General features: G+C 46.5%; 18 protein-coding genes. 9 read left to right on the top strand and 9 right to left on the bottom strand.

Going from position 1 to position 24178, the window contains the following annotated elements; translation table 11 throughout:
• A complete protein-coding gene (locus FXO21_RS24480) occupies positions 1-693 on the bottom strand; it encodes an SIR2 family NAD-dependent protein deacylase (protein WP_149642547.1) in 693 nt (230 codons plus the stop codon).
• A gap of 103 nt (positions 694-796) precedes the next feature.
• Complete coding sequence (topA, locus tag FXO21_RS24485) at positions 797-3190, bottom strand: type I DNA topoisomerase (protein ID WP_149642548.1); 2394 nt, start codon at positions 3188-3190, stop codon at positions 797-799.
• Positions 3191-3559: 369 nt separating this feature from the next.
• On the opposite strand from topA, the gene FXO21_RS24490 reads away from it, so the two are divergent.
• Positions 3560-6331: a bifunctional aconitate hydratase 2/2-methylisocitrate dehydratase gene (locus FXO21_RS24490; RefSeq protein ID WP_149642549.1), complete on the top strand. Its 2772-nt coding sequence runs from the start codon at positions 3560-3562 to the stop codon at positions 6329-6331.
• Between the two features lie 57 nt (positions 6332-6388).
• The gene (locus FXO21_RS24495; protein WP_149642550.1) at positions 6389-8656 is read left to right on the top strand and encodes an aconitate hydratase; all 2268 of its coding nucleotides are present in this window, start codon (positions 6389-6391) and stop codon (positions 8654-8656) included.
• 169 nt (positions 8657-8825) lie between these two features.
• On the opposite strand, the gene lspA is transcribed toward FXO21_RS24495, so the two are convergent.
• Together lspA and FXO21_RS24505 are read right to left on the bottom strand one after the other, a co-directional pair.
• Positions 8826-9338, bottom strand: coding sequence for a signal peptidase II (gene lspA, locus FXO21_RS24500; RefSeq protein ID WP_149642551.1), 513 nt, complete (start codon positions 9336-9338; stop codon positions 8826-8828).
• Positions 9338-10024, bottom strand: a complete 687-nt coding sequence (locus tag FXO21_RS24505; protein ID WP_149642552.1) for a 3-keto-disaccharide hydrolase — start codon at positions 10022-10024, stop codon at positions 9338-9340. The genes lspA and FXO21_RS24505 overlap by 1 nt, the downstream gene beginning before the upstream one ends.
• A 130-nt stretch (positions 10025-10154) precedes the next feature.
• Here FXO21_RS24505 and FXO21_RS24510 point away from each other — a divergent pair, with 130 nt between their 5' ends.
• Positions 10155-11975 carry a M61 family metallopeptidase gene (locus tag FXO21_RS24510; protein ID WP_149642553.1) on the top strand — a complete coding sequence of 607 codons (1821 nt, stop codon included), beginning with the start codon at positions 10155-10157 and terminating at the stop codon, positions 11973-11975.
• Here FXO21_RS24510 and FXO21_RS24515 read toward each other — a convergent pair.
• Together FXO21_RS24515 and FXO21_RS24520 are read right to left on the bottom strand one after the other, a co-directional pair.
• Complete coding sequence (locus FXO21_RS24515; RefSeq protein ID WP_149642554.1) at positions 11968-12747, bottom strand: TIGR03915 family putative DNA repair protein; 780 nt, start codon at positions 12745-12747, stop codon at positions 11968-11970. The two genes, FXO21_RS24510 and FXO21_RS24515, sit on opposite strands and share 8 nt — an antisense overlap.
• On the bottom strand, positions 12747-14003 hold the full coding sequence (locus FXO21_RS24520) for a putative DNA modification/repair radical SAM protein (RefSeq protein ID WP_149642555.1): 1257 nt from the start codon (positions 14001-14003) through the stop codon (positions 12747-12749). The genes FXO21_RS24515 and FXO21_RS24520 overlap by 1 nt, the downstream gene beginning before the upstream one ends.
• 138 nt (positions 14004-14141) lie before the next feature.
• On the opposite strand from FXO21_RS24520, the gene FXO21_RS24525 reads away from it, so the two are divergent.
• A complete protein-coding gene (locus FXO21_RS24525; RefSeq protein ID WP_149642556.1) occupies positions 14142-14888 on the top strand; it encodes a thioredoxin family protein in 747 nt (248 codons plus the stop codon).
• On the opposite strand, the gene FXO21_RS24530 is transcribed toward FXO21_RS24525, so the two are convergent.
• Positions 14889-15689, bottom strand: coding sequence for a GNAT family N-acetyltransferase (locus tag FXO21_RS24530; RefSeq protein WP_149642557.1), 801 nt, complete (start codon positions 15687-15689; stop codon positions 14889-14891).
• A 161-nt stretch (positions 15690-15850) separates the two neighbouring features.
• On the opposite strand from FXO21_RS24530, the gene FXO21_RS24535 reads away from it, so the two are divergent.
• Entirely contained in the window at positions 15851-16690 is an 840-nt protein-coding gene (locus FXO21_RS24535) for a sulfurtransferase (RefSeq protein WP_149642558.1), read from the top strand.
• Positions 16691-16726: 36 nt separating this feature from the next.
• Here FXO21_RS24535 and FXO21_RS24540 read toward each other — a convergent pair whose 3' ends face one another.
• The gene (locus tag FXO21_RS24540) at positions 16727-17602 is read right to left on the bottom strand and encodes a c-type cytochrome (protein ID WP_149642559.1); all 876 of its coding nucleotides are present in this window, start codon (positions 17600-17602) and stop codon (positions 16727-16729) included.
• A 195-nt stretch (positions 17603-17797) separates the two neighbouring features.
• Here FXO21_RS24540 and FXO21_RS24545 point away from each other — a divergent pair, with 195 nt between their 5' ends.
• Genes FXO21_RS24545 through FXO21_RS24555 form a run of 3 tightly spaced genes read left to right on the top strand, consistent with a single transcriptional unit; the run spans position 17798 to position 19662 of the window.
• Positions 17798-18802, top strand: coding sequence for a helix-turn-helix domain-containing protein (locus FXO21_RS24545; protein ID WP_149642560.1), 1005 nt, complete (start codon positions 17798-17800; stop codon positions 18800-18802).
• A 10-nt stretch (positions 18803-18812) separates the two neighbouring features.
• Entirely contained in the window at positions 18813-19331 is a 519-nt protein-coding gene (locus tag FXO21_RS24550; protein WP_225865846.1) for a YceI family protein, read from the top strand.
• Between the two features lie 55 nt (positions 19332-19386).
• Positions 19387-19662 carry a hypothetical protein gene (locus FXO21_RS24555; protein WP_149642561.1) on the top strand — a complete coding sequence of 92 codons (276 nt, stop codon included), beginning with the start codon at positions 19387-19389 and terminating at the stop codon, positions 19660-19662.
• Here FXO21_RS24555 and FXO21_RS24560 read toward each other — a convergent pair.
• Positions 19659-19925, bottom strand: a complete 267-nt coding sequence (locus FXO21_RS24560) for a hypothetical protein (protein ID WP_149642562.1) — start codon at positions 19923-19925, stop codon at positions 19659-19661. The genes FXO21_RS24555 and FXO21_RS24560 overlap by 4 nt on opposite strands.
• Before the next feature lie 201 nt (positions 19926-20126).
• On the opposite strand from FXO21_RS24560, the gene FXO21_RS24565 reads away from it, so the two are divergent.
• Entirely contained in the window at positions 20127-24176 is a 4050-nt protein-coding gene (locus tag FXO21_RS24565) for an FG-GAP-like repeat-containing protein (RefSeq protein ID WP_149642563.1), read from the top strand.
• The last annotated feature ends 2 nt before the right edge of the window (positions 24177-24178 follow it).

Here is a 24178-nt window from a genome sequence, read left to right on the forward strand (position 1 = left end):
CTATTGATCTGATAATAAATATTTCTTTGTCAAAATCTCCATTCCCGTCGAAGCTTTTTCCTGAATGAAAGTCATATTGGGTTTCAGGCGAATGTCCGGCTGGACGGGATCGATCAGATAAATCGGCCTGCCTGCGGGAACATAATGCACCAGGCCTGCCGCCGGATAAACAGCCAGGGAAGTACCGATCACCAGGAAAATGTCCGCCTGCTCGGTCACATCCATCGCCACTTCCATCATCGGGACTTCTTCCCCGAACCAGACAATATGCGGGCGGAGCTGACTGCCTTCCTCACACAAATCACCCGTTTTAAGCTCCCAGGAAGTCATTTCATAAATGAGAGCGGGATTTTTCGTACTGCGCGATTTGAAAAGCTCGCCATGCAAATGGATCACATGGGAAGAGCCGGCTACTTCATGCAGATTGTCAACATTTTGTGTGATGATCGTCACATCAAAATGTTTTTCCAGGTCAACCAGCGCGTAGTGTGCGGCATTTGGTTTCACTTCGTATGCCTGCTTTCTACGCTGGTTATAGAAATCCAGCACAAGCTCCTGATTGCGGGCCCAGGCTTCGGGGGTTGCCACGTCTTCGATGCGGTAGTTGTCCCACAAGCCGCCGTTATCGCGAAAGGTACTAATGCCGCTTTCGGCGCTGATTCCCGCTCCGGAGAGCACTATGAGCTTTTTCATTTTAATGTGTGTTTGTATTGGTTTTGCCACGAATGCACGAATGTAGCACTAATGTTACTTGCTAATCTCTGGTCTTTACCTGTGGCTCATTCTCTGTTAATCACTACTCTTTTTTTGCAGCTGGTTTCTTCGCAGCTGGTTTCTTTGCTGCTGGTTTTTTCGCTGCCGGAGCTTTCGCTGCTGGCTTTTTCGCACCTCTGCCCGCTGGTTTATCGGGTGTTTCCGCTGCCAGTTTCACAACTTCTTCATAAGTCAGGTCGGCCGGGCTGGTACCTTTCGGGATCTTCACGTTCTTTTTACCAAAAGCAATGTAAGGCCCATATTTTCCATTCAAAACCTTTGCATCGGCATCCTCTGCAAACTCCTTGATCGTCCGGTTACTGTCCTGCAGACGTTTCTCAGCGATAATTTCAACGAGTCTGTCTTCGGTAACAGCCATCGGATCATCGGTTTTTGCCAGGGAGAAATATTTCCCGTCATGCTTCACATAGGGTCCGAATTTCCCAATATTGACAATCAGCTCTTTATCTTCAAAAGTACCGACTTCACGCGGGAGCTTGAAAAGTTCAAATGCCTCATCCAGCGTGATCGATTCCATCAGCTGGCCTTTCTGCAGACTGGCGAACTTCGGTTTTTCTTCGTCTTCCGCATCGCCGATCTGGACATATGGCCCGTACTTTCCGATGCGTACCGATACTTTCTTGCCGGTAGCAGGATCTTCTCCCAAGTCCCTGGAAGTCAGACTTCTGTCAATTGCTTCCTCTTTCGCTTCGGCTACTTTCTTTTGAAATGGCGTGTAAAAGTTTTTGATCATCTGACGCCAGGCGAGCTGTCCGTCAGCAATATTGTCAAAATCCTTTTCCACACTTGCAGTGAAGGAGTAATCGATAATATCCTGGAAATGGCTTACCAAAAAGTCATTGACAACCATTCCGGTGCTGGTAGGGAATAGCTTTGCCTTTTCCGAACCATAAATTTCTTTATTAACCTTGCTCTTGATCTGGTCGTTGGCCAGTGTGAACTCCTTGAACTCACGCTCCGTACCGGGCCGGTCTTCCTTTACGATATATTCCCTTTTGAGGATCGTCGAAATGGTAGGCGCGTACGTAGACGGCCGCCCGATACCCATTTCCTCCAGTTTCTTCACCAAACTCGCCTCCGTATAGCGCGGTGGGTTACGTGTGAAACGCTCTGTCGCCTTCATATCGCCAAGGTCCAGAACCTGACCGATATTCAGAGGAGGCAGCATTCCCTTCTGCTCTTCGTCTCCTTCTTCGTCGCTGGATTCCAGGTATACCTTTAGAAATCCTTCGAATTTGATCACTTCGCCTTGTGCTACCAATTCCTCCGGCGTGGTAGATATGCCAATCGTGGCGGTAGTTCTTTCCAGCTGTGCGTCAGACATCTGGGAAGCGATGGCGCGTTTCCAGATCAGTTCGTACAGTCGCTGTTCATTGCGGTCGCTGCTGGCCGATAGCGCTGAGAAATCCGTCGGGCGGATCGCTTCGTGCGCTTCCTGTGCCGATTCGGATTTCGTTTTGAATATCCTCTTATTATAGTATTCCTGACCGTATTCCTTCGTAATCTGCTGCCTTGCTTTTTCCAGGGCTTCTTCCGACAAATTGGTAGAGTCGGTACGCATATAGGAAATTTTACCAGCTTCGTACAGCCGCTGTGCGACAGTCATGGTCTGCGCTACTGAAAAGCTGAGCTTCCGGGAAGCTTCCTGTTGTAAAGTTGAAGTTGTGAATGGTGGTGCAGGTGTTTTTTTTGCAGGTTTTACTTCAAGATTTTTGATCGAAAATTGAGCGCCGATGCATCTTTCCAGAAACTTAACAGCTTCTTCCTCAGTAGTAAAGCTTTTTGAAAGTTCAGCATTGAGCACCTTGCCATTTCCCAAATTGAAATGAGCGGTTATTTTAAAGCTGTTTTTCGTTCTGAATGCATCAATTTCCCTTTCTCTCTCAACAATAATACGCACTGCAACAGATTGTACGCGGCCGGCAGAGAGGTTTGATTTACCAATCCTTATTTTTTTCCAAAGTACCGGAGACAGCTCATATCCCACCAGACGGTCGAGGATCCTGCGGGCTTGCTGGGCGTCCACGAGGTCTGTATCGATTACGCGGGGTTTGGTGATCGCATTTTGTAATGCGGTTTTGGTGATTTCCCTGAACACGATACGCTTGGTATCGTCGGGCAGGCCGAGTGCTTCTTTTAAATGCCACGAAATGGCTTCTCCTTCGCGGTCATCATCCGTCGCAAGCCATACTTCAGCACCCTTTGCCAGTTTTTTTAGTTCGGAAATGACTTTGACCTTGTCCGACGAGATCTCATACGAGGGTTGAAATTCATGTTCAACATCCACGCCCATATCATGTTCCGGGAGGTCCCTGACGTGTCCGAAACTCGACTTAACGGTGAAATCCTGCCCTAAATAACTTTCAATGGTTTTGGCCTTCGCCGGTGACTCTACGATCACCAGATTTTTCGACATAATTTTGGATTTAAGGAATCTGGTAGCACTTTGAATGTCCAAATATAGGGCACAATCCAACAAAAAATCAAAGCTGCCGTAAAAGGAGGGGCAAAATATAAGGGTAGAAGTTCAGTATTCAGGTCAAATGTTTTAATAACGAATGAAATAAAGTCAGGGCGAGAACAAAAAGAAATGGGGGCGGGTTATCTATATGTACCGTTAGAATATAATGATGCTAAATAGTGGGTAAAATCTGGCAAATACCCGGCGTATATTGGGTAAATTCGTAATTTTGCGCGTTTTCTTAACAACAAATAATCCATTTACAGTTAATTAATATGGCTTTTCATTTACACATGATGAAACGTCATTGAAAAGAACTCTATCATGAACATTTATAAGGACTACATTCAGGAGATTGAAGAAAGAAAGACCCAGGGGCTTCATCCAAAGCCAATTGATGGCGCAGAATTACTTGGAGAGATCATCGCGCAGATCAAAGATCCCGCAAATGAATATCGGGAAGATTCTCTTAAATTTTTTATTTACAACACCTTACCGGGAACCACAAGTGCAGCTGAGGTTAAGGCCAGATTTCTGAAAGAAATTATTTTAGGAGAGTCAGTACTTGAAGAAATATCACCTGCCTTTGCCTTTGAATTGCTGTCGCATATGAAAGGCGGCCCTTCAATCGGGGTGTTGCTGGATCTTGCCCTCGGTGAGGACCTTTCTATTGCCAAGCAGGCTGCCGAAGTTCTTAAAACTCAGGTTTACCTTTATGACGCAGATACAGACCGTTTGAAAGAAGCTTTCAAAAACGGTAATGAGGTTGCGAAGGAAATTTTAGAAAGTTATGCACGCGCTGAATTCTTCACGAAGCTGCCCGAAGTTCCGGAAGAAATCAAAATCGTTACCTTCATTGCTGGTGAGGGAGATATTTCGACCGATTTGCTCTCTCCCGGTAACCAGGCCCACTCCCGGTCGGACCGTGAATTGCATGGTCAATGTATGATTACAACCGCTGCACAAAAGCAGATCAAGGCATTGCAGGAGGAACATCCTGACAAAAGTGTGATGCTGGTCGCCGAAAAGGGCACTATGGGTGTAGGTTCATCCAGGATGTCAGGCGTAAATAATGTGGCGCTCTGGACCGGTAAGCAGGCCAGCCCATATGTTCCGTTTGTCAATATCGCACCGATCGTCGGAGGTACAAATGGTATCTCTCCGATTTTCCTTACTACTGTTGACGTGACAGGCGGTATCGGTATCGACCTGAAAAACTGGGTTAAGAAAGTGGACGAGAACGGGAACATCGTTCGCAACGAAAGTGGAGATCCTGTTTTGGAAGAAGTTTACGCTGTCGCTACCGGCACTGTGCTTACTATTAATACAAAAACAAAGAAACTTTATAAAGGCGACCAGGAACTGATCGACATTTCCAGGGCGCTTACTCCTCAGAAAAAAGAGTTTATCAGAGCCGGCGGATCCTATGCTATCGTATTCGGTAAAAAGATCCAGACTGTCGCGGCGAAGATATTAGGTATTGAGCCTACTCCTGTATTCGCCGCGTCAAAAGAAATTTCTAATGAGGGACAGGGGCTGACAGCCGTAGAGAAAATATTTAACAGAAATGCAGTCGGTACTACTCCGGGTAAAGTTTTGCATGCTGGTTCAGATGTTCGGGTAGAGGTTAATATCGTCGGTTCTCAGGATACGACTGGCCTTATGACCGCTCAGGAACTGGAATCTATGGCCGCCACAACGATTTCACCCATCGTAGATGGTGCATACCAATCAGGCTGTCACACTGCTTCGGTCTGGGATAAAAAGGCGCAGGCTAACATTCCGAAACTGATGAAGTTCATGAATGATTTCGGCCTGATTACTGCGCGTGACCCGAAAGGGGAATATCATTCAATGACTGACGTGATCCATAAAGTGCTTAACGACATTACTGTCGACGAGTGGGCGATCATCATCGGCGGCGACTCTCATACGAGGATGTCAAAAGGTGTTGCTTTTGGTGCGGATTCAGGAACTGTTGCGATTGCACTGGCTACCGGCGAGGTATCGATGCCGATTCCCGAATCGGTAAAAGTAATGTTCAAGGGCGATATGAAGGATCATATGGATTTCCGTGATGTGGTGCATGCTACACAAGCTCAGATGCTCCAGCAGTTTGGCGGAGAGAATGTATTCCAGGGCCGGATCATCGAAGTACACCTGGGTACGCTGCCAGCTGATCAGGCATTTACATTTACGGATTGGACAGCAGAAATGAAGGCGAAGGCTTCCATCTGTATTTCCGAAGACGATACCCTGATCGAATCACTGGAAATTGCGAAAAACAGGATCCAGATCATGATCGATAAGGGAATGGAAAACCACAAGCAGGTTTTGCAGGGATTGATTAACAGAGCAGATAAGAGAATTGCTGAAATTAAGTCAGGCGAAAAACCTGCGCTGGTGCCGGATGCGAATGCAAAATATTATGCAGAGGTTGTTATTGACCTGGATGTGATCGTAGAGCCAATGATTGCGGATCCCGATGTTAACAATAAAGACGTTTCCAAAAGATATACGCACGATACAATTCGTCCGATTTCTTTCTATGGGGATGAGAAAAAAGTTGATCTTGGATTTGTCGGTTCCTGCATGGTTCACAAGGGTGACCTGAAAATCGTGTCGCAGATGCTCAGAAATCTGGAAGAGCAGCAGGGTAAAGTAGAGTTTCATGCCCCGCTCGTGGTAGCTGCGCCTACTTATAATATTATTGAAGAATTGAAGAATGAAGGTGACTGGGATGTATTGCAAAAATATTCCGGTTTCGAATTCGATGATAAAGCCCCGAAAGTCGCGGCGCGTACGGAATACGAAAATATGATGTATCTGGAACGTCCGGGCTGTAACCTGTGCATGGGTAACCAGGAAAAAGCGGCCAAAGGAGATACGGTTCTGGCAACTTCGACGCGTCTTTTCCAGGGTAGGGTAGTGGAAGATTCTGACCGTAAAAAAGGCGAATCGCTGCTCGCATCCACACCGGTCGTCGTTCTTTCTGCAATCCTTGGAAGAATCCCGAATATGGATGAATATAAGGCGGCTGTTGTAGGTATTGAATTGACCAAATTCGCTCCTCCTGTCAAGCAATTAAGCAGATAGTCGTTGCTTGGTACAATTGTTGACAAACGTGAATGTGTAAACATTAATTTGAGAAATATGGCGTTTGACTTAGATATGATAAAGGGCGTTTATGCCCGCATGGAAGAAAGAGTGGGGGCTGCCCGTAAAATTGTTGGGCGACCTCTGACCCTGGCGGAGAAAATTCTATATTCCCATTTGTGGGAAGGAACCCCTTCTCAGACTTATGAAAGGGGAAAGTCATATGTGGATTTCGCCCCTGACCGCGTAGCGATGCAGGATGCAACTGCACAGATGGCCCTTCTGCAATTTATGCAGGCAGGCAGGCCACAGGTTGCGGTTCCTTCTACGGTGCACTGCGATCACCTGATCCAGGCAGAAGTAGGCGCAGCGCAGGATTTGAAGAATGCGGTTGATAAAAATAAGGAGGTTTACGATTTCCTTTCCTCTGTTTCCAATAAATATGGTCTCGGTTTCTGGCGCGCGGGTGCCGGTATTATTCATCAGGTCGTACTTGAAAACTATGCATTCCCGGGCGGTATGATGATCGGTACCGATTCTCATACCCCAAATGCGGGCGGTTTGGGAATGATCGCGATCGGCGTCGGCGGGGCGGATGCCTCTGATGTGATGTCAGGACTTGCGTGGGAATTGAAAATGCCGAGACTGATTGGTGTAAAACTGACCGGCAAATTAAGTGGCTGGACTGCTGCCAAAGATGTAATTCTTTGGGTAGCGGGGCAGCTGACCGTAAAAGGCGGCACTGGTTATGTAGTTGAGTATTTTGGTGACGGTGCCGAAAATATCTCGGCTACTGGTAAAGCAACTATCTGCAACATGGGTGCTGAGATCGGTGCTACCACCTCCATCTTTGCCTACGATGAGAAGAGTGCGGCTTACCTGAGAGGTACGGAGCGTGCGGAAATCGCAGACGCTGCGGACGCGATCAGACAGCATCTACGCTCCGACGATGCGGTATACGCCGATCCTGTAACTTATTACGATCAACTGATAGAGCTGGATCTTTCTACGCTGGAGCCGCATATCAACGGACCATTTACGCCGGATCTGGCATGGCCACTCTCCAAATTTGCAACAGCAGTGAAAGAAAACGGCTGGCCGGAAGTCCTTTCGGTTGGATTGATCGGTTCCTGTACCAACTCCTCTTATGAAGACGTAAGCCGTGCGGCTTCGCTGGCACAGCAGGCTGTTGATAAAAAGTTAAAAGTAAGTTCTGAATATACCATTACCCCTGGTTCTGAGCTGGTTAGGTATACAGTTGACCGCGATGGTTTCCTGGATACCTTCGCACAGATCGGCGGTGTGGTTCTGGCAAATGCGTGCGGCCCCTGTATTGGCCAATGGGCACGTCACGGCGCGGAAAAGGGAGAGAAAAATTCAATTATTACTTCGTTCAACCGTAACTTTTCGAAACGTGCGGATGGTAACCCGAATACCCACTCATTCGTTGCTTCGCCGGAAATCGTAACCGCGATGGCAATCGCCGGCCGTCTTACATTCGATCCGCGTACCGACAAGCTGATCAATGTGGATGGAGAAGAGGTAATGCTCGACGAACCAAGTGGTCTGGAACTTCCAACACACGGATTTGCAGTGGAGGACGCAGGATACCAGGCGCCGGCGGAAGATCCGAGTCAGGTCCAGGTTTTGGTAAGCCCTACTTCCGACCGTCTGCAATTGCTTGAACCGTTTCCTGAATGGGAGGGAACAGATCTGAAAGGCCTTAAATTGCTGATCAAAGCAAAAGGTAAGTGTACTACTGACCATATTTCGATGGCTGGGCCCTGGTTGAAATACCGCGGTCACCTTGATAATATCTCAAATAATATGCTGATCGGTGCGGTCAACTTCTATAATGAGAAAACCAATACCGTTAAGAACCAGCTTGACAACCAATATGCAGGCGTACCTGACGTTCAGCGCGATTACAAGGCGCATGGAATCGGGACGATCGTAGTGGGTGACGAAAACTACGGCGAAGGATCATCCCGCGAGCACGCCGCCATGGAGCCACGCTTTCTTGGTGTGCGCGCGATTCTGACAAAATCTTTCGCCCGTATCCACGAAACGAACCTGAAAAAGCAGGGTATGCTGGCGCTTACATTCGCCAACACGGCAGATTATGACAAGATCCAGGAAGATGATACCATCGATATCCTGGGCCTCGAAACCTTCTCAGAAGGCCAGCCTCTAACGATCGTTTTGCACCACAACGATGGTACAAATGAAGAGTTTCCGGTTAACCATACCTATAATGAACAACAGATCGAATGGTTCAAAGCAGGTTCGGCACTGAATATTATTCGCCGGTCGGTGGGAGCGTAAATTTCAAGTCATCGTCACAAAACAGGCGCTTTCCGTATGGGAGCGCCTGTTTTGTGTGGTTGGCTTTTAGCTGTTGGCTATTAGCTGTTGGCTATTAGGTACTGTTAAGTTGATGACAGCATTTTGGCAAACCGCAAACCTCTAATTGCTAATAGCTAACCGCCAACAGCTACCCCAACATCCTCCCGCCTTGCCTCCTCAATGACTGTACCAGAAAAATGAACATTCCGGTCATAATGGACACGTCGGCCATGTTGAAGATACCGGTTTGAAAAAAGCCGAAATTGATGTGCATAAAGTCGGTTACGGAGCCGTGCACGAGCCTGTCGTAAATATTCCCAATTCCGCCGCCGATTGCGAAACTGAGTGCGAGTGAGCTGAGAAGCGTAAGATTTCTTTTAACCAGAATATAAAATACGCCAAACATCAGGGCGATAAGCGGGATCACGGATAGGATCAGTATTTTAAAGGTGTTCGGCAGATTACTGCCAATGCTCAGAAATGCGCCGGTGTTTTCTACATAAGTGATTGTGAAATAATCTTTTATCACACTAATGTGCTCATAAAACCCAACATGTTTCCGGACCACCTGTTTGGAAATCTGGTCGCAACCGATATTGGCTACGAGAATGCTCAGTATCACCGCATTTCTGAAAACCCTGCTGGATTTTAGTTTAGACATTATTTTGACAACGTTTTAATAGGAGTGACCATTACTTCCTTAAATTCAACTTCGGCGCCTTCTGATTGCAGGGCGATTTGACCTTTTTGCGCGGTCGCATTGTAGCCGTAGTTGACCAGTACACCATTCAGCCACACCTTAATTGAATTTTTAACGCATTCAATGTGCATGGAATTCCATTCGCCCAAAGGTTTTTCTGTCCCGTCTGTGAGGTTCGGAACACGGCGTAATTTGTCTCCGTTTACGCCCCATTTCTCTTTTGGCCCCCGCCTTTTTTCCATGTCGGGTACGGTAATATTTTCCTGAATGCACCAAAAATCTCCTGCATTTTGATGCATCATTTGAATTTCAATCGATTTTGGGAACATTTCGTATAAGTCCCGGGGCTTGGATACAAATACCAGCGCCCCACAGTTGCCCGGCTTACCCGCAAAGCGATATTGGAACGTAAGTCGGAAATTTTCAAACTGATCGTCGGTTATCAAATGTCCGCCTGGCTTCCCGAGGCTTACAAGTAACCCGTCACGTATCAGAAAAGGAGATTTTACATTCGGGTCTTTATCCATTTCCGGGACATCCACATGCCAGCCTTTCAGGTCTTTACCGTTTAATAGCGCTCTGGATTGACTGAAAGATGTTTGTGAAAAAAGAAAAATCGAGGTGAGTACTAGTAATAATTTTTTCATCGGGTTAAGGTAAAAATTGGATTTGGATGGAAAAAATAAGTAATAAAAACCTGAATGCGTTCTGGCGGCGGCAAATTGTAAAACTTATCTCTTAATTTGATGCATTGTTAGGAGCCATTTCAATTTTTTCATGACCAAAAAACTACTATCCATTTTTGCGCTTCAAATAATCGCATTGAATGCGCTGGCGCAGCAAATAAGCTATGATGTTTCATTTCCGAATATCGTACATCATGAAGCGAATATCAAAGTCAGTGTATCGGATGTTCCTCAGCATGAGCTCACATTCCGAATGAGCCGATCTTCTCCCGGCCGTTATGCAACGCATGAATACGGGAAAAATGTTTACGAAGTCTCGGCCTTCGACAAATCCGGTAAAAATCTTCCGATACAACGCGTGGACGGGGATGTATATAAAGTTTCAGGCATCAATGGTTTTGCCAGGGTTGAATACACGCTTTACGCGAACCATGCAGACGGAACGTATGCGGGCATTGATCCGTCAAGCATTCATCTGAATATGCCGGCGACATTTATGTGGGTAAAAGATCTGGAAAAAGCCCCGATCGAAGTGAAATTCAACCTGCCGGAAGGTTCCAAATGGACGATTGCTACGCAATTGCTTAAAGGCAAAGACACGCATACTTTCACGGCGCCGGGTCTCCAGTACTTTATGGATTCGCCAACCAAAATCGGCAAGCTGATATGGAAAGAGTGGACACTGGAAAACATTGACGGAAAACAATCGAAATTCAAACTGGCGCTCGAAGCAAATGCAAGTGATTCACTGGCAAGCCAATTTGCGGATAAAGTGAAGAAAATAACGCAGGAGGCAAAGACTGTCTTCGGGGAATATCCTGTTTTTGAATCTTCCCAATACACCTTCCTGGCGAGCATTAACCCGTATGTTAAAGGTGACGGAATGGAGCACCGGAACAGCACGATGATCAGTATTCCGGTTGCCTTTAATGGGTCGGATCAGTTACTTGGCGTGTTTTCCCATGAATTTTTTCACACCTGGAATGTCGAACGGATCAGGCCGAAATCGCTGGAACCGTTCAATTTCGAAAAAAGCAATATGAGTTTCGAGCTCTGGTTTGCAGAAGGTTTCACCCAGTATTACGGCGATCTTATTCTCGAAAGGGCCGGCTTTGATGATCTGGCAGAATACTGCCAAACGCTGACTGCACTTGTTAATACCAAAGAAAATACCGTAGGTGCGAAACGGATTTCCCCTGTCCAGGCAAGTAATATGGCCGTTTTTGTCGATGCAGGCGTGGCAGTGGATAAAACCAACTACCCTAACTTTTACGCTTCCTATTATCCCTATGGAGCCTCCGTTGCACTGGCTCTTGACCTAGAACTGAGATCGAAAGGATTGAACCTGGATGATTTTATGAAGATGGTCTGGCAAAAACATGGAAAGCCTGAGATACCCTATACTGTCGCTGATTTACAAAAGGTTCTTTCCGATTATTCAAAGGATAAAAATTTTGCCGCAGATTTCTTTGCTAAATATGTAAACGGGCACGAATCCTTCAATTACAAACCGCTGCTTGCAAAAGCAGGGCTGACTTTGAAAAGGCAGTCGGAAGGCCAGGCCTGGATAGGAGATGTGCGCTACAAGGAAGGGCCGGGACTCACAATTTTAAACAATACCCTGATCGGATCACCGCTTTATGCAGCCGGATTGGATATTGATGACCAGATTTTGAAAGTAGAGGGAAAGAATACAGGCATACAAAATGACCTGAATGCGATTTTGCAGTCACATAAACCAGGTGATAAAATTACGGTTGAATACAAACACCGCGAGGAAACAAAGCTGGCGACGATCGAACTGACCGAAAATCCCAGACTACTCGTCGTGCCCAATGAAACTTTGGGCCAAACCGTCACACCTGAAATGCAAAAGTTCAGGGAAGCATGGTTGGGTACTAAAATCAAATAGCGTCAGATTGTTTTTCAGATAGATACTTCCAATATCTTTTCGGCACGTGGCGAATATGGAGTTTCATATTCCTGCGTGCCGGAATATTGACATTCCGGAAATAATCTTTCCATAAAATCGTGTAGAGCTCTTCTTTTTCATCCAAAAGCTGTGCAGGTAATGCGTTAAGGCCCGGAGACATTTCTTCTGAAAAATCAAAAACGATTTCATCTACCTTTTCCAGGTCATAAAACAGGCCATATTTCCTTTTCAGGTCATAAATAATCCATTTCTGGTCGGCATAACGATTTTTGAAATGGGGGATCAACAGCGGCAATACGTTGAAGTCCGGCTCAATATGTGCATAAAATATTCCGTCCGAAGTTTTCTGAAACCGGATAAATGCTTCCATCCGATGTTTTTCCCGATGTACTTTCTGACTGAGTTGCGAAATGGCCAGCACGTCGGGATTACCGTAGTTGCTTTCTGCTCCGGGTTCATTATCAATAATATATCTGGCAAAATCAACCAGGTGCTGAAACGCCGGCGGCTGCTCGGAAAGAAAAGATTTATAAAAATTCAGCATCCACTGCTTGTCCAGCTTAGTCTTTAAACCTGCCCAAACCCGCCTCGCTTTATCGTCTTCGCTGACCACTTCAAAATGCTGCTGAAAAACATCCGGATAAAAATGCGCGCTGCTCACGATTTTCACCCTGCCGCTCTTTTTTTGATAACAGTAAAAAACAGCCGTGAGCAAACCTTCCAGCGTTCCGTCGAATACAAACGTTTCCATTAAAAAAGCGAAAGCTGGTTATAAGGGTTTTTCTGATACTTACTATGACTTTCAGAAAGGATAATCCCTTTAATGTGTCCCGCCTCGAAATCATTCAATTGCACCGGGCTGTCTGCGAAACGGATAAAATGGCGCGCTTTATTGAAGGAGATACCTATCTTTTTCAAATGGTCTTTATACAATCTGCCGAACTTTCGCGCCTGGACGATTTTAAGTGCGGACGAAACGCCGATCCCCGGAACGCGGAGGATCATGCGGTAGTCTGCGGTATTTACGTCTACCGGAAAGTGTTCCAAATGTCGCAGGGCCCAGCTTAATTTCGGATCCACGTCTACGTCGAGATTAGGGTGTGCGTCGTTCACGATTTCCTGCACATTGAAACCGTAAAACCGCATCAGCCAATCCGCCTGGTACAGCCGGTTTTCGCGGATCAAAGGTGGTTGTGAGCCGATTACCGGCAGGCGACTGTCGTTGCTGATCGGAATATAGCCAGAGTAGTAAACCCTTTTAAGCGAGAAATTTTTATAAAATGCATTCGCAGTATGCATAATCTCTTTGTCGGTATCCGGCGTCGCGCCGATCACAATCTGTGTGCTCTGGCCGGCCGGAACGAATTTCGGGACACTTTTGATCAGCGCTTTTTCGTCGGAAAATTGAGTAATGCTTTGCTGAATGTAACCCAGTGGTTTTTTTACCTCTTCGTGCGACTTTTCCGGAGCGAGTATTTTGAGGCCGGTCTCCGTTGGCATTTCGAGGTTAATGCTCATCCTGTCAGCATACATACCCGCTTCTTTCAGCAATTCTTCACTGGCTCCCGGGATCGTTTTTAAATGAATATAGCCGTTGAAGCGCTCCTCAGTCCGCAGTTTTTTAACTATCCGGACTAGGCGTTCCATCGTATAATCCGCATTCTTGAAAATTCCTGAACTCAGAAAAAGCCCCTCTATATAATTGCGCCTGTAAAAATTAATAGTCAGCTCCACGACTTCCTCTACCGTAAAAGCGGCACGTTTGATGTCATTGCTACGGCGGGAAACACAAAAAGCGCAGTCAAAAATGCAATGATTGGTCAGTAAAATCTTCAACAAGGAAACGCACCGGCCATCTTCGGTGTAAGTGTGACAGATTCCTGTTCCCTCCGCGTCGCCCAGCCCCCTATTTTCGTTTTTCCGGTTACTTCCACTGGATGAACACGATACGTCATATTTTGCAGCGTCTGCTAATATTCCCAACTTCTCACGGATCCTCTCGTACATAAAATCTCCCAATAAATTATTTTCGCCTGAAATATTGTAGCGGTTTCAGCAGTTATAGAATTATAAATTTAGAAAATGATCTTATAAATATCAAATATTTGATATTTATAAGATCATAAAGTTTAGAAAACGTTCTTCATGCTTCGTCAGTCCAATATTTATTTCTGCGTAACAATTTTTATTCTGCTTACAAACTCGCTGTGCCTGGCGCAGGAACCGAAAGTCACGCGCTATAATGGCAAGGTGAGTCAGCAATTCGTAATGAACCGGGAGTCGGTTATCATTGATCACGCAACCGGAAAGAAAATTTCCTACGCTGAATACGATGAAAGGTTGAAGCGTAATCCGGGTTTGTACAGGACGTTGCCGGTTTTTGACAAATATGGAAAAGCCTCTTCTTTTGAATTAGTTAAGAAAAACCAGATCTACACGCACGAGGATGGTTCCGTTATCAATAATCCGGATCTGATGCCCGAGGTGGGAGAGCCGATTTCTCCGTTTGTCATGGAAGGTTTGGACGGGAAAGAATATAATTCGGAAAAATTGCGTGGTAAGTATATCCTGCTTGGGTTTTGGGTCAAGTATGAAAAACCGCTTTATTCGCTCGCCAGTACCAAGGTGATCTCGGATTTTATCAATGAACATAAAAAACGCGGAGTTGATATTGTATCGCTTGGAACAACGCTGAATACGCGTGAAGAATGTATTGAAGCCATTCCAAAGCGTAATTGCGGATTTATCCCTGTCCCGGAGTCATATGGTTTTAATCACCGGTATAAGATCAGCGAAACGCCGTATTTTATATTAGTAGATAAAAAAGGGATTATAAAAGCCATGGCGCCACATACCGAGTTCTCGAAAATCAGTGATTTGGTGCTGAGATAATCAGCCGAGCTGACCGCTTATCCGGTTGAAAAGTTTATCTGCTTTCCATTCCCTTTTCAACCCGAGGAACATCCTTCGCGAGAACTTGTATTCAATGAAATTATTCTGTGCTAAAAATTCCAGGGCCAGCAGGTTGTCCTGCGGTACTATTGCTTTGTCCTCCATTTGAATCCTGAGCTTCATCAGTTCGATTCCGGCCCGGTCGTCTATCGCCATGACAGGCGCATCGCCCCATTCAGGAACATAGTAGCCAAGTACCAAATTATCAGATATATAGAGGTAGGAAGTTGAAATGAAATCCTGTAAAATCCCGGCCCGGTCTTCGCCGCTCACCTGTCTGTCGACCCGAAGTACCTGCTCACGGAATTTTTCTTCAAAACGGACGATATCGGTAGAAATAGGATAGGTTTCCGATTTGACTTCACGGGCCAGGTGCGAGTAACAGGTTTCCAACTCAAAACCCAGCTTCCGGTAAACAGGATAGCCGTATTCCGTCGCGTCGAGGTAAATGGTGGGGTATCTTTTGCGGTCGATCTGATCGATAAGGTGCCGGGTAATCATCTTTCCCAATCCTTTGTTGCGGTGCGCAGGATGCACGACAATGCAGGCCAGCCAAACAGAATCGGTATGATGCATATTTGTTCCGATCGCTAAAAGCTGGCCATTTTCTGAGATTTTGACTGGGAAGCAAAAATCCGATTGAAGGAAATAACGGAACCTGGGAATAAGGTCGCCCCAATCTGGTGGTTGCAATGCTGGCAGCTGCGCGAGATCTGCCTCCTGGAAAGTAGTTATTGTCATTTCAAATTGTAAAAATCTCGGCGAAAAGCCTGAAAACTGAGCCAGTCGCCGATCGTCCCATTCATTTCAAACATAAGGATAAAAATGATTCATAGCATTTGTCACGCACCAATTTTCGACAAAAGTCACTTTCTTTACTGAATCTAAAACCAGACTGCAGTATGAATATCATTTTAGCTGACGAGTTGAAAAAATTGCTTTCCGAAAGTGAGTTGATTTTAATCGACGCGCGGGGCGGGCCTGATGCCTACGAAAGATATCTGGCAGGGCACGTTCAAAACGCTAATTTCGTCGACCTCGAAACCGAGTTGTCTGAGAAAGACGACGATGCCGCGAAAGGAGGGAGGCACCCTTTGCCTGATCCGCAGGCGTTTGGCCGGTTGCTGGGCACATTAGGCATTTCGCCCGATAGCATTGTCGCAGTTTATGATGATAAAAAAGGATCAAATGCAGCCTCCCGTTTTTGGTGGATGCTTAAAGCGGTAGGACATGAGAAAGTGTATGTAGTGAGCGGCGGGCTCGATGCGATTGCAGCGGCCGGCTTGCCTATTTCGACCGAAATTTCTGAGAAACCCGCGGTGAAGCAATATCCGGTAGCCAACTGGGCCTTGCCGCTGGTTGATATTGCCTTCGTCTCAAAAATTTCCACTGATCCTGAATTTATGGTCGTGGACGTTCGTGAGCACTACCGGTACGCAGGGGAAAGCGAGCCGATTGACCTAGTTGCGGGACACATTCCCGGTGCAGTTAATATTCCTTTTACTTCCAATTTGAAAGAGAATGGTGAGTTTCTGCCAAAAGAAGAACTCGCAGCTAAGTACGAAGCAGCGCTCGCCGGTCGTGCGCCGGCACAGATAATCGTGCATTGCGGCTCTGGGGTGACTGCCTGTCACACGCTGCTGGCGCTCGCCGACGCTGGCCTGGACGGAGCCGCGCTTTATGTAGGCTCATGGAGCGAATGGTCGCGGAACGACAAACCGATTGCGATCGGTAATAATTGAAATAGCCGGAACTGTTATTTAATTCCGGCTTACCAACTATATGGAGCGCAGATACTTGTATAGCGACGCCAGTTCGGTGCGTGTATATTGTGCCGTCATTTTCCAGGGCATATCTTCATTTTTCAGTGTGTGTCCTTCCGGTGTTTTTCCGGTGGTAAGTGTGGTGATAAATTGCCTGTCGGACCAGCTACCCAAGTGCCCGGAGCTGGTAATGTCCGGAACCGGCGGGAAACCCGGCGCCACCGGCGCTCCGCCTTTCAGATCGGCACGGTGACAACCTGTACACGATACTGCAAGATATTTACCTAATGCAACTCCTTCCGTTGAATCGACAGTAGCTACCATTGGCAAATTGTGATCAATTTTTTCTACTGAGAGCAGTGGCATTTTATCCAAATAACCCATCACGAGGGCGACTGGTCCCAGGTCGTTCTCCGGCATTTCTTTATCTACCGGAGCGACCTGCTCGCAATAGGCGATCAACGCGGACACATCTTCCTTCGTGAGCAGCGTTGTTTCGTGGGAGGGCATGAAAATCAAAGGCTTACCATCTTTGCCAATCCCGTGACGAAGGGCTGTAAGCCAGTCGGCCCGATCGTAATCTGAGGGTAATCCGCCTTTTCCTTTCGTGAGATTACTTGCTACCAACCTTCCTACGGCACCGTCGTCGTTCATTAATTTTCCCCCGAGGTCATTTCCGTGGCAATCCTGGCACCCTTTAATTGCGACCAGATGTTTCCCACGCGCGAGCGTCGCACTGTCGGATCGTATTTCGATTTCTTCATTTTCAAATGAATAAGCCTTATTGATTCGGCTGTTCATACTGGTGGCAATAAATGCGTAAACAGCGACGAGTGTGAGCAGGACGGCGCCCAGTGAGATGCCTGTCCATTTTAAAATTTTACGTATCATGGCTTTGCTGATTATTTTTAATCGCAAAGATCACGACGCTGGAATCGACAGTAGCTACGCAAAACGGATTTAGAAATACGGGAAACGGATTTTTTCAGGTTGTCCGTTTACTAACTTCTATTCAGCCGGCGGATAAAAATCTAATATTTTTAACTCACAAATAGTCATGAAACTTTTAAAAATAAATACAGATCTATGGTTATTGATACCTATGATATTATCGATTTCGAAAATTTCCCGAAACCGCAATCCGTTGAAAAGGACGCGAAAACGCGCAATGCTAGCAATATAGTCAATTGCTATTATCCCAAAGTTGGTAAAATTCAGTTCAAGAGCGATTTATTTCCCCATATGCACCTGATGAATATGCATTGGTATACGGAGGACGAGGTAACGCTTTGGGACAAGGTTTCATCGGATAACATCAACATCAATTTTCATCTGGCCGGAAATCTGGACACAAGATTCTACGGAATACAAGATGAGCTGAATATGCGTCCGGGCAGGCACAATCTGATCTATTCTCCCGAAGGAGGTTTCGTCAACAGGACCCAATCGAAATCTTCTCTGGAAATGTTCCACCTGAGCCTGGACAAAAGTTTTTTCCTCAATGCAATCGGGTCAGACGATGCGTGGAGCGAAGAAATTAGCGGTAAACTTGCCCGGGGAGAGTCGTTTTCAGGCATTGCGGGCACAGCGGATATCACTCCGGCTATGCTTAACCTGATCCGGGAAATCAAGGAGGCCGATTCGCGCGGCCCATTGCGGAACTTGCTGGTTCAATCCAGGATCCTGGAATTGCTGGCACTTCAGATAGGGCAGTTCCGGGTTCCTGTGGCGAGTAGTGAGATATTCAGGGCGGATGAAATGGAGAAGTTGTACCAGCTAAAAGATTTTCTCGACGCCAATTTTCTGAGGGAGCTCACACTTTCTCAGCTGAGCCGGGTTTGCCTGTTGAATGAATTCAAAGTCAAAAAGGGCTTCAAGGCGCTTTTTGGATTGACCGTATTCGGTTACCTGCGGAAACTACGGATGGAATATGCGAAAAAGTTGCTGCTCGATTCGGCCCTTACTGTGGAAGAAGTCTCCGGACGTTTGGGGTACGAACATGCGCATCACTTTTCAGCTGCATTTAAAAATTTCACGGGAACCAGCCCGTCGCAATTCAAATCGAAAATTACAACCTATTCTCTCGCTTAATCAGCTGTTTATGAGCAAGTACTTCCTCGCATTAGCGGCAGCTTTGCTGGCTTCTTTTACACTGATCGTCAGAAGCTGGGATATTGCGCCGGGATATTCAATAAAATTTGACGGTAAATATGCGCATGGGACATTTAAGAAATTGAGCGGCTCGATCCATTTTGATCCGCTCGTGCCGGAGAAGGCTGCGTTCGATGTTGCAATAGAAGTGAGTTCAATAGAAACCGGCATTGATTTGAAAAACAAGCATGCAAAAAGCGAAAAATGGTTTGACGCCGAGCGGTTTCCGCTCATTACCTTCAAATCTTCACAGGTGATCAGGGCAGATAGTGGCTACGTCGTATCGGGTAAACTGAATATGCATGGTTTTGAAAAAGACATTGCTATCCCATTTGATTTCGATGAAGAAGAGGAAATCTTCCAGGGTAAATTTAAAGTGAGCAGAGGTGATTTTGGTATCGGTAAAGTGAATGGGAAAGCGTCTGATTCCACTGCTGTGGAAATTTTTGTTCCCGTATTTCAAAAGTGACCTGGTGTGGTATGATATTTTGTAACTCGGTTTAACGCAATTTAAGATCTTAGCCATGAAGAATATAGAATGCCATTATAAAGACGGATCTCTCGTTTTCTGCACCACACACTGTTATCCTTACGCGAAGGCACACAAAATATTGGATGTGTTCAATGTGATGGGGCTTGTTTCCAGGATAAGGCTCAAATCCGGCCAGTCATTTAACGTAATCGGTCGGCTCCCGGTCAACTATGATCCGTTTATTCCGGATCAGGGGAAATGGACTGACGTCGTTTCAAGGCTGGTCGAAACCAAGCAAGCACTTGAAAATGAGGTGCAGGCGATTTAGTTATGGTCAAAATCTTTCAGTTGTTTCAAAAGATCATTTAACTCGTTTTCGGCAGATTTTAATGCTTTCAAATCTGTTGTATCAACTGCATTTTCAGCAGGATCGTCAAAATTTTTCGCTTCTTCCGCAACATCAGGATTCTCCCGGTTTTCCGGTGAAAGCTCTTGTTCTGCCTCGAGATTATTCTTCTCAAATTCAATCTGTTGCCTTTTGGATAAGATTTGTGCTCTTAAATCTTGCTCTTTTTGTGCATTTGCTGCCATTCTCTGAATTGTTAGATCTACTGTAACCTCTGAAAAAACCAAGCCAGCTGGCCAATCGGTACGTTTGATAACTGTAATTTACCTCTTGCACATTTGGCTTCCATTTGATAATCCATTCGTCCGGCGTATTTGGTAATTGATAAGATTTGTCTGAGTTACAGTCTGCAAATCCCTTCAATCACCTTTAAAATATCCCGGCTTATGAAACACCGTTACTATGCAGGTTTATTATTGGTTGCTACCTTCGGTCTGGCAGGACTGGGGTATTTCTTAGCCGATAGAACCGCTGAACCTGCTGCCGTTCTCATCAGGAGTAGCAGTTCTTCCGCAACTGTGAAGGAGCCCGCGCTGCCGGATATAGAGAAAAGCCTCGCGCAGCGCGAATACCACATTACTTTCGATCCGGAAAACCGAAAATTTCAAAGTCCCAACCGGCAACATAATCTTCGTGCCTATTATGAACCAGGCGTGTTAACAGTTAGAAACCGGAAAGACTCGGCAGGTCACAATTTCGAGTTTAAACTGATTAATCAGGGCATTTATGCCGACGGAAAGCGCATGGATCTGGCAGATAAAAAGAGCAAAGTTGAAAACAGTGCTAACACAGCCGAAATCCATCACAGCGCATTTACTGAAGAGTATATCAATAGTCCCGAAGGAATCAGGCAAAATTTTATAATCGAAGAAGCCCCGGCTGAAACCAATGAACTTGCGGTCAGGCTCGAATTGAAGGGCTTTGAAGCCAAAGAAGCTGGTACCAATGAACTTGCTTTTTACCGATCGGATCTGGCGGGGAAAAGTCAGTATGAATTGAGTTACAAGGATTTGAAATGCTGGGATGCAACTGGTACGCCACTGGAAGCCAGCCTGACCTATCAAAATGACCGCATCCAGATCAGTGTAGATGTGCGTGGGGCCGCATATCCCGTCACGATCGACCCGATCATTACCAACGGGAATCCGGGCAATGCCATCAAAATTCCCGAAGCGAACCAAACCCAGGCCTGGTTTGGCGGGGTGGTCTCCAGTGCGGGCGATGTGAATGGGGATGGTTATAGCGATGTGATCGTTGGGGCCGCCAAGTACGACAATGGTCAGGTCGATGAAGGGGCTGTTTTTATTTATTACGGGAGTGCGTCAGGGATCAATGCGGCCGGTCCGGTGATGCTACAATCGGATCAGAAGGAAGCCAGGTTTGGCTGTTATGCCTCCTCGGCAGGCGATATCAACAAGGATGGGTTCAGTGATATCATCGTCGGTTCATTTTTATACGACAAAGGTCAGACCAATGAAGGCGCTGCCTTTGTGTATTATGGTTCCGCGCAGGGGATCAGCACCACTGCTTCTGTGATTTTGGAAAGCAACCAGGCCGAAGCGAATATGGGCAACAGGGTCGGGATGGCGGGTGATGTGAACGGGGATGGTTACAGCGATGTATTGGTTTGCGCCTGGACTTATGACAAAGGGCAAACCAACGAAGGAGTTGTGTTTTTGTATCACGGTTCGGCAGCCGGACTTAATGCTAACACTCCCGTTATCATCGAGGCCAACCAGGCCGAAGCGATGATGGGCTTTTGTGCCTCGGGTGCCGGTGATGTGAACGGGGACGGTTACAGCGATATCCTGATCGGTGCCAGGCATTACGACAAAGGCCAAACCGACGAAGGTGCAGTTTTCGTTTATCACGGCTCTGCGCTGGGCGTTAACCCAAACAATGCGGCTACTATTTTGGAAAGCAATCAGGCCAACGCCTACCTGGGCCACTCGGCGTCCACGGCCGGTGATGTAAACGGGGACGGTTATAGCGACATCATCGCAGGCGCAATTATGTACGACAAAGGCCAGATCAATGAAGGGGCTGCCTTTGTGCATTATGGTTCAGCTCAGGGCGTTAACCCGGTTGCTGCTATCACATTAGAATCAAATCAGGCTGAGGCGCAATTCGGCTACTCAACGGCCAGTGCCGGTGATTTAAATGGGGACGGTTATTCGGATGTGATCGTTGGGGCGATGTACTATGACAAGGGGCAGAGTAATGAGGGGGCAGCGTTTGTTTATCATGGCGGGAAAAATGGATTTTTCTCTTCATCAACCCTGGAAAGCGACCAGGCCGGGGCACAGTTTGGCTGCAGCGTGGCTAGCGCTGGCGATGTGAATGGCGATGGGTACAGCGATGTAATAGCCGGAGCGCTTACTTATGATAACGGAGAGGTGGACGAGGGTGGGGCGTTTGTTTGGTTGGGGGGAGCTGCTACTATTAGTATTGCATCATTAAAGATCACAAATTCTCAAAAGGATGCGTTGTTTGGATCTGCTGTCGCGTCTGCCGGCGATGTAAACGCAGACGGTTACAGCGATATCCTAATTGGGGCCCACCAATTTGACAACGGACAGGCGGAAGAAGGCATTGCGATGGTGTATTTAGGATCACCCTCTGGAATAAATATCAACTCAGGTATTTTGCTTCAATGCGATAAGGTTAGTGCACAATTCGGTTTTGCCGTTTCTGGTGCGGGCGACGTAAATGCGGATGGATATGACGATATAGCCATTGGTGCTCCCTATTATGGAAATGGTCAAGTTCAGGAGGGAGCCGCCTTCATATATTATGGTGGGCTCGCGGGACCTAAAATCAATTCTGCTTCTATAATTGAAAGCGATAAGGTTGATGCGTGGCTTGGCGTATCAGTATCTGCGGCAGACATAAATTCTGACGGTTTCAGTGATATTTTAATAGGAGCTCCTGCTTATACAAGTGGACAAAGTTCGGAAGGGGCATTAGTAGTTTGTTTCGGCTCTCTTGCTGGTGTTAGCAGTAATTCGAAAATTGTAAAGGAAAGCAATATTGTAAATGCATTCATGGGACATTCAGTCTCAGGAGCGGGTGATATTAATGGTGACGGATTCGACGACGTGATTTGTGGCTTACCTAAATTTGCTAGTTCAGCTGGCGAGGCGGATGAGGGTGCGGTGCATATCTATTATGGTTCAGCAGGTGGTTTTAGTAATACGATTTCAAAAATCGAGGGGAATCAGGGTTTAGCTTACTACGGGTATGCGGTTAGTAATGCAGGCGACATCAATGGCGATGGTTTTGCGGATGTAGTGGTAGGAGCACCTTATTTTAGTAATGGTCAATTTAACGAAGGAGCCGCACATATCTATTTTGGTTCTACGCAAGGTCTGATTACGACTCAGAGTGTTTTGCTAGAACAAAACGTAGCTCAGTCAGAAATGGGGTTATCTGTTGCAAGTGCAGGTGATTTCAATGGTGATGGATATTCAGATGTTATCGTTGGATCTCCCTCGTATAACGACGGACAATTCTACACAGGCGCATCCTACATTTACCCCGGTTCTCCACAAGGTCTTAATAGCCAATACTTTATTGTAATAAAAAATGTTGCCGAAATTGCTGCAATGGGTGCGGCAGTTAGCTCTGCTGGCGATATCAATGCTGACGGGTATAGTGATATTCTTATCGGCGCTCCACACGCGGATGGTATCCAAGTTGACGAGGGAGCTGTCTTTGTGTATGGAGGAAGTGCCGGTAACAGCCTCCAAAACAATCTCCGCCTCTACAACACCAACCTCACCACCCCAATCAACCAAACCCAATTTGCCCTGAACAACTTTGGGGCTGGGCTGTATGCCAAGTCGTTTCTAGGAGAAAATAAAGGAAAGCTGGTTTGGGAGACGAAACCGGCTGGCCAGGGATTTTTCAAAGGGACGAACAATGTGATCACCAATAGCACGCAATCATCTGGTTCGCAAAATACTTATGCAAGTCTTGGGCTCCTGGGTACGGAACTGAAAAACGTGATTCCAAAACAAGGATCGGCCACCAAGGTGCGGGTGAGAGTGAAATATGATCCCGCACTGGCACTGACCGGGCAGACGTATGGTCCATGGCGTTATTTGCCTTCGTATCTAACTGGAAATGCAACCGCGCCGGTGCCGGAGGAAGGAATGCAGCAAACCATTTACAGGAAAGCGTTGGCACCGGAAGGTGAAGGGTACGCAATCAGCATCTATCCGAATCCAACATCCGACAAGCTTTACATTAACAACCTTGAAAAGGACAAAGTAGCTGATATCAAGGTTCTTTCTACCTTAGGAAAAACAATTTACAACACGGCCGGCGGCGAAAGTGAGATTGACCTGGCAGGGACGACTCAGGGCATTTATCTGCTTTTGATCCGTTATAAGGACGGTTCGCAAAGCACGCATAAAATTGTAGTGAAAAAGTAAGG

Source organism: Dyadobacter sp. UC 10 (assembly GCF_008369915.1).
GTDB lineage: Bacteria > Bacteroidota > Bacteroidia > Cytophagales > Spirosomataceae > Dyadobacter.